We start from the raw sequence: 16,460 nt of genomic DNA on the forward strand, positions 1-16,460 counted from the left end.
GTCACATGCAAAATCAAAGCACACGCTCCATACCGAACGTAAAAACACTAGATAAGCGTGTTTACAGCTCATACGCTGATTTAGTGAGGCTACAAAATCAGGCGATGTCATTTACATTACTGCCGCACTTACATGCAGCAAATTCGATGTCTGGACGTCATTTGTCTCTATTTCGTGGTAGAGGGTTAAATTTTGAAGAGCTTAGGCATTATCAACTGGGTGATGATATTCGCAGCTTAGACTGGAAAGTCACCATGCGTACCGGCAAACCCCATGTGCGTGTCTATAGTGAAGAGAAAGACAGACATTTTTTGATCTTAGTCGATCAACGTAGTGGTATGTTCTTCTCATCTCAACATACTATGAAGTCGGTGGTCGCAGCCGAGATCGCAGCGCTCAGTGCGTGGCGCATTTTGAAAGATGGCGATCGTGTCGGTTTATGTATCGCTGGAACACGACAACTTCAATGGCAAAGTGCCTCCCGTTCGCAAGCCAAACTACTTACTCAACTAAAGCAGCTTGAAACCTATAATCAACGCCTTTCTGTTGCAAGTGTTGATGAGTCACAAGTCTCGTTCTCACACTGGTTACGTGAACTATCAAGTCGCGCTCTTAAGCAGACCACGATTCTGATCATTTCTGATTGGAGCGGTTGCAGTGAACAAGACATTCGCCATTTGAAACAACTTCAGCAACACAATGACATTCTTTCTGTCATGGTACTGGATCCATTTGAAGCTCAGCTACCAGAAGAGGTCGCTTATCAAGGTTGGGTCGTTGGGGATGGTACGCATCAACTGTCTCTAGACAGTCGCCAGAAGGTGAGCAAAGCGAGTCAATATCTATTTGATCAAAAGCGCAAACAGTTACAACATCTCACGCGCTTAATGGCGATAAAGCAACTGCCAAATATTGTATTGTCTACAGACGGAACGCACATTTCTGCCTATAAACGGGCTGTAGGAGGAGTGTAGATGTCGCTAGGCAGCCAAGAGCATACTGTACCCACTTCCTACATTCTTCGCGATTTGCAAGATGTCGTACCTACAGAAAGTGTGGCATGGATTCCGCAAACGATAGGATGGAAAGTGCTATTGTCTCTTTTCATTGTGTATGGTTTTTATCGCTTGATTCTACAAATTCGTTATTGGTGGATTAACCGCTACAGGCAAGAGGCAACCGAGTATATCCTTGCAATAAAAGCGGAAACGACTGGGTATGAGTATGAGCTTTTTTATATCGCCAAACAGGTACTTGCACATATAGAGCCAGGCTATCGTCGTTTGCATGGGGGAGAGTTTATCTCTGTGCTTAAACAAACCGCGCCAAATTTAGATTTAGATGATGATATCGCCAGCCAGTGGCTTGCGAGTCTGAATACCTCCAAAGCCATACTAAATGAACAACAACGCGAAGAGCTGAAGCGGTTTCTTATCCTGTGGTTGCGCGATCATCAACCTATCACGATAGGGCAAGAATCATGTTAGTTCAGTGGTGGAGCTCCATAGAACTGACTTATCCATACTGGCTATTGGCTTTACCACTGCCAGCGTTGATGTTTTGGTTGGCACCTGTGTATAGAACCAAACAAGTCGCGATCAAAGTGCCGTTTTTTCAGCAGTTGATTGCCGCCACTGGCGATAAACCGAGTGAGGGAGCAAGTGAACTCAAGCCGCAGTGGTGGCAACGTATTATCTTGACGGTTTCGTGGGTTCTGGTTGTGTTGGCCCTCACTAAGCCGATTATTTTGGGAGAACCACAACTGAAAGAGAGCATTGGTCGAGACTTAATGTTTGCCGTTGACCTATCCGGTTCGATGGACGAGCGAGATTTTACCGATAGCCAAGGCAGTAAAATCACCCGATTAGAGGCAACCAAACAAGTGCTGAAAACGTTTGTAGAGGAAAGAGAGGGCGACAGACTTGGCCTTATTTTGTTTGGTGATGCTGCGTTTTTACAAGCGCCGTTTACCGCAGATAAACGTGTTTGGCTTGAACTGCTGAATCAAAGTGAAGTGGGTATGGCTGGACAAAGCACCCACCTTGGTGATGCGATTGGGCTCGCCATTAAAGTGTTTAATGATCAAAACGACAGTGCACAAACCGATGATAAACAACAAGTGGTGATAGTTCTAACCGATGGCAATGACACCGGGAGCTTCGTTGAGCCGATAGAAGCCGCAAAAGTGGCCAATGCGAAAAACGTACGTATCCACATTATTGCTGTCGGCGATCCACAAACGGTGGGTGAAACAGCGATTGATATGCAGGTGATCAAGCGAATTGCGCTGGAGTCAGGGGGAGAAGCTTTTCAAGCGCTTGACCGCAATCAGCTTACGCAAGCTTATCAAGTGATAGATGATTTAGAACCAGAGCTCTACGAGAGCACGGTGTATTACCCGAAAATCTCAATACATCATTATTTGATCAATACGATTCTGGCAATGTACCTCTGTGCATTTTCATTTGTGATTCTTTCTCGTCACTTGAGAAAACCTTCACACGGTGAGGTGCCACATGATTGACCTTGCCTTACTGTCGCAGTTTCAGTTCATTCGTCCATGGTGGTTGTTAGCACTTATTCCGATAGCCATTCTTGTCATGTTGCGATTTCGTCAAGAGAATCGACCGGATTGGATTACGATTTTACCAAAACACCTTAGGAAGGCGTTAACCATTGGCGAGCAAGGTTGGAAAAAAATGCTCCCGCTTAAAGTGCTCGCTGTCTCTATGGTTCTCGCTACCATCATTGCTGCAGGGCCAACATGGCAACGTGAGGCGTCGCCTTTTGGAGAAGATAAAGCCGCACTTGTGATGGTGTTGGATGTGAGTCAATCAATGCTAGAAGCGGACGTTTCACCTTCGCGCTTGGAAAGAGCAAAGCATAAAATTCGTGACTTACTTGAACTAAGAGGAGGTGGTAGAAATGCGTTGGTCGTTTTCGCCGGGTCTGCTCACCTTATGATGCCATTGACGCAAGACAACTCAGTTCTTATTCCGTTTCTTGAAGCTGTAGACCCGACCGTTATGCCTGAGCAGGGTAAAAACGCCATAAGTGCGTTACCGTTAGTGGATGCGCTACTAGAAAGTGAACAGGGTGGTAGTGTGTTATTAATAACCGACCAAGTGTCTTCTTCTGTGAGTGATGCATTACAAGCGGAGTGGAAAAGTCGCGAACCACAATTGTTGGTATTGGGTGTGGGTAACTCTGATGTTGCGTCGATTAACCCGGCTGATCTCGATTCGGTTAAGTCACTTGCTCGCTCGGTAGGGGGGCGTTTTGTAGCGCTTAGTGTCGATGAATCAGATGTAACGACACTCAGTCGTTACATTGAACGAAACATGGCGTTAAATGGCGATTCCGCTATGCCATGGAAAGACATGGGCTATTACGCGCTTTATCCATTGGCATTGTTACTGTTGCTGTGGTTTCGTCGCGGTTGGCTAGTGCAGTGGTTGTGGATTGTTGTGGTAGTGCCATTGGCGACGGTCAGCCCTCCAAGCTTTTCGCAAGCGGTCGAATCAATCTCCGCGCAAGCTGTGGTGATTGAGCAACGTTCGTATTGGGATAAAGCAAAGCAGTGGTGGCTAGACATATGGCTTACTGCAGATCAACAAGGGCAGTGGCTGTTCAATCAAAAAGCGTATCTCGATGCGGCCGCGGCTTTTGACGATCCACTGCGCAAAGGCATCGCATTTTACTATGGGAATGATTACGCACGTGCTTACTCTGAGTTTGTGCAGTTAGATACACCGTTAGGTGTCATCTATGCAGCTAACGCTCTGGCTAGGCAGCGAGAATATGTCAAAGCAAGAGAGCGTTTGACGACACTGTTGAAACTGCAAAATTTACCTGACGCGACACGCCAGCAAGCCGAACACAATTTAGCAGTGATCAATGCGATTGTTGAGGAGGTGAACCGAATGAGTGAAAGCCAAATTGGTACACCTGACGGACCAGAGCAATCAACAGAATTAGCGGACGATCAACCACAAACAGGCGATGGTGTAGACGAACAGACGACGAGTGATTTTGTTACTGAGCAAACGCTAAATGCTGACGATATTCTCGGCGATATAGCGGTTGCGGATAAATGGCTAAAGGGAGTTGAAGCAGATCCTAAGCGCTTCTTAAGAGCTAAGTTTCAAATTCAATACAATGAAAAGGAGGCGCAATGATGGCTAATGCTCATGTAAATGCTCAACGCCTTATACTCATTGTATTGAGCTGTATCTTCTATTTTTCTGTTGGTGGTGTGGCGGCAGAGACAGCCGAACAACTGCTTCAGACAGATAATCTGCGTATTAAAGCATGGTTAGGTAAGGATGCATCGACACCAACAGATACATTTATGGTTAATCAACAGGCAACGCTGTATATCGAGGTAGGCACAACACGCTGGTTTACTGCCGGCACTCGTCTCGGTCATCTTGATATAGCAAACGCTATCGTTAAGCAACGTTCCTCAACCGCAACAAACTATACTGAGCAGATAAATGGCGAGACTTGGTCGATACAGTTATGGGAGATGCAGATCTATCCGCAAGTTGAGGGGGATTACATGGTTCCGTCAATACCTGTACAAGTGTCGGTGTCAGTTGCCTCTCGTCAATCTGTGACAGATCAAGTCCTGACGCAACCCACCTCTTTTGTTGCAGAAATGCCGAAACCATTACCCAATCAAGCTTGGTTTGTCGGTGAACAGCTAGCCTATAGTCAAAATTTACTAGACATTAGTCGCGAGCAATTTAAAGTCGGTGACAGCGTCACGCGTGAGGTTAAAATCAGTGCAAATAACACGTTGTCGATACTGATCCCCAACTTGCTATCAGAGCAGATTGATGGTGTCAGACTCTATAACAGCCCTGCAACTCGCTCAGATAAGTATGAACGGGGCGAATATACTTCGAACTATTCCCAGAAACAGACTGCCATTTTACAGACTGGCGGGGAGGTTACTTTTCCTGATATCGAATTTCAGTTCTGGAACACACAAACGAATAGTCTCGAAACGATCAAAATAGAAGGGCGAACCCTCACCGTTACTCACACGTCATTGTCATTTTTGAAGGCTTACCGGACTGAATTAACGCAATTGATTATCGTGATTATCGTGTTGTTTGGTCTCTACACGTCGGTAAAACGACGTTGGATTAAGGGAATAGAGAGTCAACGGTGGGAGCTTGAAAAACGGTTGTTTAAAGGGGAGTTCAAGCAAGCTCGATTATTACTATATCGACGAGAAAAATCACGATCGGGTGATAACACGATTAGTGACAAACTGGATGCGGACATTAACCAAGCAATTCAAACGGATAGGGCTGAAGCTAAATACTATCGCCGAGCTTGGAAGGTGTTACGCAAACCTTGGTGTTGGTATCAATTACCTCGCGCGTTGCCACAGCTAGCGGATAGAAAACGGGAAGCCGACATAGACCGGAAGAGTGAGTAGGTGATAAAAAAGGGCCGCTTAAGCGACCCTTCGATTATTGGCTAACTATTTTCTAATCTAAAAGTGATTAAGCCAAAAGCTCTTGCGCTGTTTCAACCACGTTTTCTACGGTGAAACCAAACATCTTAAACAGTTCACCCGCCGGCGCTGATTCACCAAATGTTGTCATACCGATGATGCGACCGTCAAAACCAACGTACTTGTACCAGAAGTCTGCAATGCCAGCTTCTACGGCGATACGTGCTGTCACGTCAGATGGAAGAACAGACTCGCGGTAAGCAGCATCTTGCTTATCAAATGCATCTGTTGATGGCATAGATACTACGCGAACTTTCTTACCTTGCGCTGTTAGTTGAGCTGCTGCCTCAACAGTGAGCTCAACTTCAGAACCCGTTGCGATAAGGATAAGCTCAGGCTGGCCTTCGCAATCTTTGAGAATGTAAGCACCTTTAGCGATATTGGCCAATTGCTCTGCATCACGTTCTTGCTGAGCAAGGTTTTGACGAGAGAAGATCAACGAAGTCGGGCCATCTTTACGTTCAATCGCCAGTTTCCAAGCCACCGCAGATTCAACTTGGTCACACGGACGCCACGTGCTCATATTCGGCGTTAGGCGCAGTGAAGCAATTTGTTCTACAGGTTGGTGAGTCGGACCATCTTCGCCCAAGCCAATTGAATCATGCGTGTAGACTTGAATGTTCTGAACTTTCATCAAAGCGGCCATACGCATTGCGTTACGAGCGTATTCCATGAACATGAGGAAGGTTGCACCGTAAGGCACGAAACCACCATGCAGGGCAATACCGTTCATGATCGCTGTCATGCCGAACTCACGTACACCGTAGTGAATGTAGTTACCAGCAAAGTCATGCGCTTCTAGAGATTTAGAGCCAGACCAGATAGTTAGGTTTGAAGGCGCTAGGTCAGCAGAGCCACCCATAAACTCAGGTAGCATTTGACCAAATGCTTCTAATGCATTTTGTGACGCTTTACGTGACGCAATGTTTGCTGGGTTTGCTTGTAGATCTGCAATGATTTGGTTCGCTTTTGCTTCCCACTCAGCAGGTAGTTCACCGTTTACGCGGCGCTTAAATTCAGCTGCCAACTCAGGGTACGCTGCTTCATAAGCTGCAAGTTTCTCGTTCCACGCTGCTTCCTTAGCTGCGCCTGCCTCTTTCGCGTCCCACTCTGCGTAGACTTCTGACGGAATTTCAAAAGGACCGTGCTCCCAACCTAATTGTTTACGTGTTGCTGCAATTTCTTCAGCACCCAGTGGCGCACCGTGACAGTCGTGTGAACCAGACTTATTCGGTGAACCGAAACCAATGATGGTTTTGGTACAGATAAGCGTAGGGCGAGGGTCTGCTTTTGCCGCAATGATAGCCGCATTGATCGCTTCAGAATCGTGACCATCGACTGCTGGAATAACATGCCATCCGTAAGCTTCGAAGCGTTTAGGTGTATCGTCAGAGAACCAACCTTCTACTTCACCATCGATTGAGATGCCGTTGTCATCCCAAAACGCGATTAGCTTACCAAGACCAAGTGTACCCGCAAGTGAACACGCTTCGTGTGAGATGCCTTCCATCAGACAGCCGTCACCCATAAACGCATAAGTAAAGTGGTCAACAATATCGTGACCTTCTTTATTGAACTGAGCCGCCATCGCTTTTTCAGCTAAAGCCATACCCACTGCGTTAGTGATCCCCTGGCCTAGAGGGCCTGTTGTGGTTTCAATACCAGGCGCGTAACCATATTCTGGGTGGCCCGGTGTTTTAGAGTGAAGCTGACGGAAGTTCTTTAGGTCGCCAATTGACAGTTCATACCCCGCAAGGTGAAGCAGAGAATAGATCAGCATTGAACCATGGCCATTGGATAGTACGAAGCGGTCACGATCAGCCCATTCTGGATTTGACGGGTTGTGATTTAGGTGTGAGCGCCAAAGTACTTCAGCGATATCCGCCATGCCCATTGGTGCACCAGGGTGACCAGAGTTTGCTTGTTGTACACCGTCCATGCTTAGAGCACGAATTGCATTAGCGAGTGTTTTTCTAGATAGAGAAGAACGATTCATAGTAGTTACCGAATATGAATAAAGTGATTTAGTAGATAGAAAAAAGGGAACGCAAACGTTCCCCTAAAATATTGAGCGATTATAGTTTCGCTTCGATCATGCTTTCTAGTTTGCCTTGGTCAACGGCGAAGTTGCGAATACCTTCTGCAAGTTTCTCAACCGCCATTGCGTCTTGGTTATGCTCCCATAGGAACTCTGCATGAGACATAGCAGCAGGGCGAGCTTTAGTGCCTTTAGAGTCAACAAGCTTCTCAACAACTTCACCCTCAGCGGCTTCAAGTTCTGCAAGTAGAGCAGGAGCAATAGTTAGGCGGTCACAACCTGCAAGCTCAAGGATCTCGCCGATATTACGGAAGCTAGCACCCATCACTACGGTGTTGTAGCCGAACTCTTTGTAGTAGTTGTAGATTGAAGTTACAGACAGAACGCCTGGGTCTTCTTGCGCTTCAAAGTCGCGACCTTCTTTAGCTTTGTACCAATCCATGATTCGGCCAACGAAAGGAGAGATAAGGAATACACCCGCTTCAGCACAAGCACGAGCTTGAGCAAATGAGAACAGTAGCGTTAAGTTACAGTTGATGCCTTCTTTTTCGAGGATCTCTGCAGCGCGGATACCTTCCCATGTAGAAGCCAACTTAATTAGGATGCGGTCATTAGTGATACCCGCATCATTGTACATTTTCACAAGTTGACGAGCTTTAGCTACACTGCCTTCAGTGTCGTAAGAAAGACGTGCGTCGACCTCAGTTGAAATACGACCAGGAATGGTTTTAAGAATCTCTTTACCAATGTTCACCGCCAGCATGTCACAGGTGTCTTGAACTTGCTGTGCTTTGTCACTGCTTTGTGTTTTAGCGTAATCAATAGCCGCATCAATCAGTGGAGCATACTCTTCAATTTGAGCCGCTTTCAATATTAGTGAAGGGTTAGTCGTCGCATCTTCTGGTTGGTATTTTTTGATTGCATCAATTTCACCAGTATCAGCTACAACTGTGGTCAGTTTACGAAGTTGCTCTAGCTTATTACTCATTGTAGTCATCCTATCTCTCTGCAACGAAGCGGTCGCGGGCTTAATTAATTGTTGCTGTTCGACTTTTGCCCAACAGCGAAAATGTCTGTTTTGTCCGTTTACTCACTGCCATTGAACATTTGCTCTCGCCTTGAGTAATTGATAAATCCATATTTATATTAACCAAAATTATTGTCAACGCTTGATTAGCAAAACCGAGCGTTTTTGACCATTAAACGAAAAAAAATAACTCAGGTAGCCAATATATAGTAATTTCTATGATATTTAGTAACCAGACAGGGTAAAAAGTGAATGCAAAAATGCGTGAACATTTGTAATAATAGTGCGCAAATATCACGGTAAGGGCGTTTTGTTACACATGCTTAGTCAATGAGCGTTTGTCATACAAGTCGCTTTATTGTTGAACTTCAAGGTTTTAATTAGCAAGGTTTCAGTTTAATAGGAATGTCGATGTCGATACCTGAACAGAGTAATACCGATCTTCTTACCGAGGTAGCCGTCGCTTACTACCAAGACGGAGCGACTCAGGAAGAGATCTCGAAAAAATTTGCCGTATCGCGTGCCAAAGTCGGACGGATGCTAAAGATGGCGAGGGACGAGGGGATTGTCGAGATAACGGTGAAATACCACCCGGTGTTTAGTGCCAAGATTGAGCAAAGGCTGATCGAAAGGTTTGGCATTAAGCGAGCACTGATCGCGTTGGATCAACCCTCAGAGGACAAGCAACGAGATTTAGTTGCAGGTCTTGTGTCGAGTTATCTAGATGCAACGTTGAAGAATGGCATGGTGGTTACCGTTGGACAAGGGCGTAACGTTTCTTCTATTGCACATCATATTGGTGTGAATACACAAAAAGATTGCAAGTTCGTTTGTGGCATTGGCGGAATCCACCCAAAAGGGGGGATGTTCAATGCAGACCATATCTGCCGACAGTTCGCCAAGAAATATGGCGGCAGTTCAGAGACGCTTTACGCGCCGGCTTATGCAGAGAACAAAGAGCAGAAGAACGCATTTTTGCAGAACTCCACCATTAAGCAAACGTTAGATATTGCACGCAAAGCAGACGTAGCGTTAGTCGGTGTTGGTGATATGAGTGAGAATAGCTACATGGTAGACCTCGGTTGGTTTACGCCAGAAGAAGTGGTGCAATCGCGTTTACATCAGGGGGTAGTTGGGGATTTTGCAGGTTATGACTTTTTCACTATCGACGGTCAAATAGCCGACACAGTGATGAATGATCGCGTGATAGGGCTTGGAATCGAAGAATACACACCAATTTCCGAGGTCATTGCGATCGCAGCTGAAAATAGCAAACCTCTCGCAATGCTTGGTGCATTAAGAACTGGCGCTATTGATGTGATAGCCACAAGTGTGAGTAACGCACTGACGGTATTAAATCTTGATGAGCAGATGAAGTAAACGTGTTCACGAACGTGTTCACGAACGTGTTCACGAACGTGTTCACAGTCGTGTACATGCTTTAATTGTTGCTAATGAGCTACTTAGTCATGGTGTGCATATATTGCACTGCAAACGAAAAGATACATATTTCAGTGGACAGGCAGCTCTACATCATTATAAAGGACGCTAATTACCAATTTAGGGTTTACCTATGAACAAAGCCTTTGTTATCCGTGCTCGAGCGGCTTCGACTGACCATCAAACTTTCCTAGAGGGTGTAGGCGCAGATGCCCACTCCGAGATTCTCGCTCATGTATTGATGAATTCAGTATTTACCGCTCAATCTCATCGCGATGATGTCACAGTGTATCTGGTTTTAGAAAGCACGTCAGACTTCTCAAGAACATTGTGTTTTCACTCCTCTCAACTGCGTAATATTGGCGGCTTTCATGAGTCAGCTTTGATATCGATGATTGTTGAAGCACTGAAAGCTTCTATCGGCATGAAAAAAGAAGAGTCACGTAATGTGATGGAAGGCTTAAGTGTCGAAACCATCAGCTTTGAAAAACTGGTGCAGCGCCTAGCAGAAGATTACACGCTTTACTTACTCGATAAAAAAGGGACCGACATTCGTGATGAACCATTTGAAGGTGACCCTTGCTTCATTTTAACTGACCACATACCGATGCCAAAGAAAAGCTGGAATAGCCTGAAGCGTTTAGGTGCTCAAAAGGTCAGCCTTGGACCGCAAATGCTATTCGCTTCTCAATGTATTGTGCTGATACATAATGAATTTGATCGACGCGGGTAGTTATTCCTTTACAGTAGAAGGCGCTGTATGCCACTTCTGTAGATAAATATCACCCTGGCGGTAAGCAAGTAGACATTTGACTGCCACCAACTGCATATCCTAATTTTCGCTCAAATTAGGAACAGGAGCCACCTATGTGTGGCTCTGTCTACTTTTCTATTTTGTTGGAGTGGCAATCGGCCTGTGATGTTCTTGCCCCCATTCCGTCCATGAACCATCATAAACAGACAGGTTTTTATAACCGCAAATCTCGGCAGCAACCGCAACAATGCATGCGGTGACGCCAGAACCACACGAGAATAGATAGCGCGCTTTGTCGCACTCAAGAGCCGTTTCAAGAATTGCCTGAAGCTCATTTTGTGGCTTGAGTTTGTGACTATCCATGAGCGTTGCAAACGGCAAACAGAGTGAATTCGGAATATGTCCGCTGCGCACACCTTCTCGAGGTTCAGGAGTCTGCGCCATAAATCTAGCAAGGCCGCGTGCATCGACTGTCTGGCTTGAGCTATTGTTAATCTCGTTTTCAACGGTATCCGCATCAACAAAGTAGTGTGGAATTAAGCGACCCGTAAAGTTGTCCGATTTCGCCATATTACGATAATACTGAACAACAGGATAACCCGCACGTTTCCATTCGGTTAGGCCACCATCCAATATAAAGACCTTCTCATGTCCCATTGCTTTAAACATCCAATACGCGCGAGGAGAAGCAAAGGTACCGGAGTTGTCGTAAACCACAATAATCGAGTCATTGTCTAAGCCTAGTGCCTGTGCTTGCTCATTGAATCTCTGCTCAGATGGCATCATATGCGGTAATGAAGACTCAACATCACAAAACACTGTGTCGTAGTCGAACCTTAAGCTGCCGGGAATCACATTGGTTTTGTCTTTTTCAGTTTCCGCTGGAATCTGAAAATCGATACTGCTATCAAGAACGACCACATCAGGATTATCTAGATTGTCATAAAGCCATTTTGTACAAACGAGTGGGAATGTCATAGCACCTTCCTTGAGCGTTAAGAATTATTTGCAGGAGACAAATTGATAGTGAGGTCGAGTAGGGAAGTCTTTTCCCTTTATCACCTTTGCGTGACTTGCATGACCGCAATCAACGGCGAGCGGAATCGTCACGACAAAAGGCTCACCCTTGTCATCAAACAGTGTCAAATACCGCCTTTGTCCGTCGAGTGATTGTGTCGATGTTTGTCCAACAATGGGAAACGTCACTGTCTCCTCAGAGCGCTGGCTGACCATAATTAGTACGATCAACGCCAGTGCCATCAAAGCCAATGCAATAATAAATACTTTCGGTTTATCCATTTACCTAGCCATCGTTTTTGCGGTCGTTGTTATTATTGAGCTCTAATCAGTGACAAGAGCCCATGTGGTCTAACTGCATGTTGGGCAGTTTGGCATTTTCATCAAATTCATCTCACGCCATGAGAGACTTAATGCATCAAGCATTAAGATTTTTCCTTGTTTCGGCTGACCGTAGTCGGCAAGCACTTTAATCGCTTCCATCGCCTGAACGGCACCAATGATGCCGACAACGGGAGCCATAACGCCCGCTTCAACACAGCTTAGAGCGGTATCACCAAACAGTGCACTCAAACATTGGTAACATGGTTGAGATTCATCTTGATAAGTAAATACGCTGACCTGGCCTTCCATGCGGATTGCCGCCCCGGAAATCAAAGGTGTTTTGTGTTGAAAGCACAATCGATTGAGTTGATTGCGTGTCTCAACATTATCCGAAGCATCGAGCACGAGATCATGAGATTCAACTAGCGCGTTAAGCTCATCATCATTTAGACGACCATTAATGGTACCGACTGTAATGTGCGGGTTGAGTTGTCTCAAAGATTGCGCAGCTGAATCAACTTTGGCTCGGCCAATATCATCATCATGATGGAGAACCTGACGTTGCAGATTTGATAACTCCACAACGTCATCATCAATCAATGTTAGTTTTCCAACACCAGCAGTGGCGAGATACTGTGTCGATGCACAACCAAGGCCTCCCGCACCTAAAACTAATATCGAACTCTGTTTTAGCGCCTCTTGACCATCAAAATCAAAGTCTCGTAACACGATCTGACGGTTATAACGCATCATCTCTTGATTAGAAAGAATATCCACCAGCAGGCCTTAATAGAGGGTATTATTGAACAGTTGAATTTGAACAGTTTCGCCCGCTTCAACACGACCGCGCTCTCGTTCTAAAACCACAAAGCAGTTGGCTAGACTCATTGAACGAAACGCACCAGAGCTCTGGTTGCCAGTCGACTCCACAACGAACTGACCGTTTTCAATACTGTAGATCCCGCGCTGATAGTCTGTGCGACCTGGTGATTTATTAAAGCCCTGTTTGGTTATTGCTGGAATCATTGGCTCTGGTTTCCATTCAGAGCAGCCACCAAGTTTTGCTAATAGTGGTTGAACCAAAACATACATGGTAAGCATAGCTGAAACAGGATTGCCTGGCAGGCCGCAGAATAGAGCAGACTCTAGCTGACCGAAAGCAAAGGGTTTACCCGGTTTGATAGCTAATTTCCAAAAGCCAATTTGCCCAAGCTCTTCAAGAATATCTTTGGTGTAGTCCGCTTCACCAACACTCACTCCGCCAGACGTAACCACAACGTCCGCCACAGCTTGTGCTTTCTCAAATGTTGCTTTTAGCGTCTCAGGGCAGTCAGGAATAATGCCTAAGTCTATAGCCTCGCAGCCAAAGTTTTCAATGAGCGCCGCAATGCCATAACGATTGCTATCGTAGATATCACCCGACTTCAAAGGCTCGCCGAGCGGTCTAAGCTCATCACCCGTAGAGAAAAACGCAACGGTAGGCTTGCGATACACTGTCACTTTTGCAATGCCCAGCGAAGCTATCATAGGAATATCGCGTGGAGTTAAACGAGCCCCTTTCGGCAGAACTTGCGCCCCTTGCTGAATATCATCACCCGTTGGGCGAATATTCTGGTTCGGTTTTACGTTATCAACAAGGAACTGGACGCCGCTCTCAAGCACTTTCGTTTGCTCTTGCATAATGACGGCATCACAACCAAGCGGAATTTTTGCCCCAGTCATAATACGAATACAGGTTCCTTGTGGCCAATCACCCTCAAAAGGTTGGCCTGCAAAGGATTTACCCGCCATTGGCAGCGTATCTGTGCTGGATAAATCTTGTAAACGAATAGCGTAGCCATCCATCGCGGAGTTATCAAAAGGAGGGACAAAGATAGGAGAGGTGATTTCTTCTGCTAATACATAACCTAACGCTTCTGGAAGCGGCAAGCTCAAGGTTGTTGCAATTGGACTCACAGGCTCAAGCATTTTGAATAGAGCATCTTCGATTGGCATAAGGCCAGGGGCATCACAGCATCCCATTGGAAATCCTATTTTCTAGTTATATTGGCGACAACTTTACCACTCGGCTTCATTTAGCACAAAGAAAGCATCACCATGGGTAATTTGTGGGTGTAATTATTCAAAAATCCGAGTATTCTTGTCAGCCATCCGAAAGGGGTAATATCAAGAGGTAGTGGAATGACAGGTCTTAGTGAGTCGGCAAAACTCGTAAAAGCAGCGCTCGAAGAGAGAGGGCTAGAAACACCCATGAGTGCCAATTCTTATAGCCGTGATGAGAAGAAAGAGAAAATTCAACATCACATGCGCGAGATTTTGTCTCTGCTAGAACTTGATTTAACCGATGACTCTTTGGAAGAAACGCCTCAACGAATTGCGAAAATGTACGTTGATGAGATCTTCTCTGGTCTTGATTACCAAAACTTTCCTAAGATCACTGTGATTGAAAACAAGATGAATGTGAGTGAGATGGTGCGTGTGAAAGACATTACGCTGACCAGCACGTGTGAGCATCACCTTGTGACCATCGATGGCAAAGCGGCTGTTGCGTACATTCCGCGTGGTAAAATCATAGGCCTTTCAAAAATCAATCGTATCGTTCGCTTCTTTGCACAACGCCCTCAAGTTCAAGAGCGCATGACCCAACAGATCTTAGTGGCGCTGCAAACGCTACTTGAATCAGATGATGTTGCCGTCACCATGGATGCGACACACTACTGTGTGAAATCACGCGGCGTTATGGATGCAACAAGCGTAACGACGACGACAGCGCTTGGGGGCATTTTTAAATCCAACCCAGCGACTAGACACGAATTTTTACACGGTTTGCGTTAACCCGATTTCGCCAACCGTTCGATTTTAAGCCGCTTCAATTGAAGCGGTTTTTGTTTTCTATGCTAAGTTAAAAAGCAATTACTTAGCTTTCCTTAAAGGAACACACTTTTGAGTACTTCATTCAAAACGCTAAATCTACGCCCCGAGCTGTTAGAGACGCTAGACACTCTAGGCTATACCGATATGACCCCAATCCAACAACAAGCATTACCGAAAGTTTTGGAAGGCAAAGACGTGATTGGCCAAGGTAAAACAGGCTCTGGTAAAACCGCGACGTTTTCACTAGGGTTGCTAACAAACCTCAACGTAAAACGTTTTCGCGTGCAAACATTGGTACTTTGCCCAACTCGTGAGTTGGCGGATCAAGTGGCCACTGAAATCCGAACCCTTGCTCGTGGTATCCACAACATCAAAGTATTAACTCTATGTGGCGGTATGCCAATGGGACCACAGATTGGCTCATTGGAGCATGGTGCGCACATTCTTGTGGGAACACCGGGGCGTATTCTTGACCACTTGTCAAAAGGGCGTATCAACTTATCAGAACTCAACACTTTGGTGCTTGATGAAGCCGACCGAATGCTTGATATGGGCTTTGAAGACGCGATCGATGCCATCATTGAACAAGCGCCTAGTGAGCGACAAACACTGCTATTTAGCGCTACGTTCCCAGAGAATATCGAGACACTTTCCGGTAAGGTGTTAAAAGATCCTGAAATGGTGAAAGTTGAATCAACACACCAAGGCTCAACCATTGAACAGCGTTTCTATCGTTTAGATACGACTCAAGAGCGTGATGACGCGCTTGAAGCGCTATTGTTGACTCACAAGCCTGAATCATCCGTTGTATTCTGTAATACCAAAAAAGAAGTACAAAATGTGACGGATGAGTTGATGCACCGTGGCTTCAGTGTGATTGAACTTCACGGTGATATGGAACAGCGTGAGCGTGAGCGCGCTTTGACCATGTTTGCTAACAAGAGTATCTCTGTGCTGGTGGCGACCGATGTTGCTGCGCGTGGTCTTGACGTTGATAATCTAGATGCCGTGTTCAACTTTGAACTGTCGCGTGACCCTGAAGTACACGTTCACCGAATCGGTCGCACAGGCCGCGCTGGCTCAAAAGGCTGTGCCTACAGCTTCTACAGTGAAAAAGAGGAGTATCGCGTTGCTCGTATTGACGAATACATGGATATCGCGATCACTCCTTCACAATTGCCAGAAAAGCCAGTTGAACGTCCATTCTATCCAAAAATGCAGACGATTCAGATCCTCGGCGGTAAGAAGCAAAAAGTTCGCGCGGGTGACATCTTAGGCGCTTTGACTAAACAAGCGGGTATTGAGGGTAAACGTATCGGCAAGATTAATATCCTAGCAATGGTCTCTTACGTTGCTGTTGAACATGACGTTGTAAAACCAGCCCTCAAACAGCTGCAAAATGGCAAGATGAAAGGGCGTCAGTTTAAAGCGCGAGTTATGAAATCTGGTGTTTAAG

At 45.8% G+C, this 16,460-nt stretch carries 15 protein-coding genes; 9 read left to right on the plus strand and 6 right to left on the minus strand.

Annotated features, from left to right (window positions below; all coding sequences use genetic code 11):
- Positions 1-5 precede the first annotated feature (5 nt).
- Genes QWZ05_RS02230 through QWZ05_RS02250 form a run of 5 tightly spaced genes read left to right on the plus strand, consistent with a single transcriptional unit; the run spans position 6 to position 5,452 of the window.
- A complete protein-coding gene (locus tag QWZ05_RS02230; RefSeq protein WP_290296268.1) occupies positions 6-974 on the plus strand; it encodes a DUF58 domain-containing protein in 969 nt (322 codons plus the stop codon).
- On the plus strand, positions 975-1,487 hold the full coding sequence (locus QWZ05_RS02235) for a DUF4381 domain-containing protein (RefSeq protein ID WP_264875514.1): 513 nt from the start codon (positions 975-977) through the stop codon (positions 1,485-1,487).
- Complete coding sequence (locus QWZ05_RS02240) at positions 1,481-2,524, plus strand: vWA domain-containing protein (RefSeq protein ID WP_290296271.1); 1,044 nt, start codon at positions 1,481-1,483, stop codon at positions 2,522-2,524. The genes QWZ05_RS02235 and QWZ05_RS02240 overlap by 7 nt, the downstream gene beginning before the upstream one ends.
- Positions 2,517-4,178 carry a VWA domain-containing protein gene (locus tag QWZ05_RS02245; protein WP_290296273.1) on the plus strand — a complete coding sequence of 554 codons (1,662 nt, stop codon included), beginning with the start codon at positions 2,517-2,519 and terminating at the stop codon, positions 4,176-4,178. Before QWZ05_RS02240 ends, QWZ05_RS02245 begins: the two co-directional genes overlap by 8 nt.
- Complete coding sequence (locus tag QWZ05_RS02250) at positions 4,175-5,452, plus strand: hypothetical protein (protein WP_290296275.1); 1,278 nt, start codon at positions 4,175-4,177, stop codon at positions 5,450-5,452. Before QWZ05_RS02245 ends, QWZ05_RS02250 begins: the two co-directional genes overlap by 4 nt.
- A gap of 67 nt (positions 5,453-5,519) precedes the next feature.
- On the opposite strand, the gene tkt is transcribed toward QWZ05_RS02250, so the two are convergent.
- Entirely contained in the window at positions 5,520-7,526 is a 2,007-nt protein-coding gene (tkt, locus tag QWZ05_RS02255; protein ID WP_264875510.1) for a transketolase, read from the minus strand.
- A gap of 79 nt (positions 7,527-7,605) precedes the next feature.
- Complete coding sequence (gene tal, locus QWZ05_RS02260) at positions 7,606-8,556, minus strand: transaldolase (protein ID WP_264875509.1); 951 nt, start codon at positions 8,554-8,556, stop codon at positions 7,606-7,608.
- A 450-nt stretch (positions 8,557-9,006) separates the two neighbouring features.
- On the opposite strand from tal, the gene QWZ05_RS02265 reads away from it, so the two are divergent.
- Together QWZ05_RS02265 and trmY are read left to right on the plus strand one after the other, a co-directional pair.
- A complete protein-coding gene (locus tag QWZ05_RS02265) occupies positions 9,007-9,975 on the plus strand; it encodes a sugar-binding transcriptional regulator (protein ID WP_390216737.1) in 969 nt (322 codons plus the stop codon).
- Positions 9,976-10,168: 193 nt separating this feature from the next.
- A complete protein-coding gene (gene trmY, locus QWZ05_RS02270; RefSeq protein WP_264875507.1) occupies positions 10,169-10,768 on the plus strand; it encodes a tRNA (pseudouridine(54)-N(1))-methyltransferase TrmY in 600 nt (199 codons plus the stop codon).
- A gap of 156 nt (positions 10,769-10,924) precedes the next feature.
- On the opposite strand, the gene QWZ05_RS02275 is transcribed toward trmY, so the two are convergent.
- The 4 genes from QWZ05_RS02275 to moeA form a co-directional block, all read right to left on the minus strand.
- The gene (locus QWZ05_RS02275) at positions 10,925-11,767 is read right to left on the minus strand and encodes a sulfurtransferase (RefSeq protein WP_290296280.1); all 843 of its coding nucleotides are present in this window, start codon (positions 11,765-11,767) and stop codon (positions 10,925-10,927) included.
- Positions 11,768-11,791: 24 nt separating this feature from the next.
- Positions 11,792-12,088 carry a hypothetical protein gene (locus QWZ05_RS02280; RefSeq protein WP_264875505.1) on the minus strand — a complete coding sequence of 99 codons (297 nt, stop codon included), beginning with the start codon at positions 12,086-12,088 and terminating at the stop codon, positions 11,792-11,794.
- Positions 12,089-12,157: 69 nt separating this feature from the next.
- Entirely contained in the window at positions 12,158-12,907 is a 750-nt protein-coding gene (moeB, locus tag QWZ05_RS02285; RefSeq protein WP_290296283.1) for a molybdopterin-synthase adenylyltransferase MoeB, read from the minus strand.
- Positions 12,908-12,916: 9 nt separating this feature from the next.
- Positions 12,917-14,152, minus strand: a complete 1,236-nt coding sequence (moeA, locus tag QWZ05_RS02290; protein ID WP_290296284.1) for a molybdopterin molybdotransferase MoeA — start codon at positions 14,150-14,152, stop codon at positions 12,917-12,919.
- A 159-nt stretch (positions 14,153-14,311) separates the two neighbouring features.
- Between moeA and folE the strand changes: the two genes are divergently transcribed.
- Positions 14,312-14,965 carry a GTP cyclohydrolase I FolE gene (gene folE, locus QWZ05_RS02295; RefSeq protein ID WP_264875502.1) on the plus strand — a complete coding sequence of 218 codons (654 nt, stop codon included), beginning with the start codon at positions 14,312-14,314 and terminating at the stop codon, positions 14,963-14,965.
- Positions 14,966-15,073: 108 nt separating this feature from the next.
- Positions 15,074-16,459 carry an ATP-dependent RNA helicase DbpA gene (gene dbpA, locus QWZ05_RS02300; RefSeq protein ID WP_264875501.1) on the plus strand — a complete coding sequence of 462 codons (1,386 nt, stop codon included), beginning with the start codon at positions 15,074-15,076 and terminating at the stop codon, positions 16,457-16,459.
- Position 16,460 lies beyond the last annotated feature (1 nt).

Source organism: Vibrio agarivorans (assembly GCF_030409635.1).
GTDB classification, from domain to species: Bacteria; Pseudomonadota; Gammaproteobacteria; order Enterobacterales; family Vibrionaceae; genus Vibrio; species Vibrio agarivorans.

Coding starts and splice junctions, on each gene's coding strand:
- moeA (WP_290296284.1), bottom strand. CDS start 14,152: ATGGGATGCTGTGATGCCCCTGGCCTTATGCCAATCGAAGATGCTCTA.
- tal (WP_264875509.1), bottom strand. CDS start 8,556: ATGAGTAATAAGCTAGAGCAACTTCGTAAACTGACCACAGTTGTAGCT.
- QWZ05_RS02245 (WP_290296273.1), top strand. CDS start 2,517: ATGATTGACCTTGCCTTACTGTCGCAGTTTCAGTTCATTCGTCCATGG.
- trmY (WP_264875507.1), top strand. CDS start 10,169: ATGAACAAAGCCTTTGTTATCCGTGCTCGAGCGGCTTCGACTGACCAT.
- QWZ05_RS02235 (WP_264875514.1), top strand. CDS start 975: ATGTCGCTAGGCAGCCAAGAGCATACTGTACCCACTTCCTACATTCTT.
- tkt (WP_264875510.1), bottom strand. CDS start 7,526: ATGAATCGTTCTTCTCTATCTAGAAAAACACTCGCTAATGCAATTCGT.
- QWZ05_RS02275 (WP_290296280.1), bottom strand. CDS start 11,767: ATGACATTCCCACTCGTTTGTACAAAATGGCTTTATGACAATCTAGAT.
- folE (WP_264875502.1), top strand. CDS start 14,312: ATGACAGGTCTTAGTGAGTCGGCAAAACTCGTAAAAGCAGCGCTCGAA.
- QWZ05_RS02230 (WP_290296268.1), top strand. CDS start 6: ATGCAAAATCAAAGCACACGCTCCATACCGAACGTAAAAACACTAGAT.
- QWZ05_RS02265 (WP_390216737.1), top strand. CDS start 9,007: ATGTCGATACCTGAACAGAGTAATACCGATCTTCTTACCGAGGTAGCC.
- QWZ05_RS02250 (WP_290296275.1), top strand. CDS start 4,175: ATGATGGCTAATGCTCATGTAAATGCTCAACGCCTTATACTCATTGTA.
- QWZ05_RS02240 (WP_290296271.1), top strand. CDS start 1,481: ATGTTAGTTCAGTGGTGGAGCTCCATAGAACTGACTTATCCATACTGG.
- QWZ05_RS02280 (WP_264875505.1), bottom strand. CDS start 12,088: ATGGATAAACCGAAAGTATTTATTATTGCATTGGCTTTGATGGCACTG.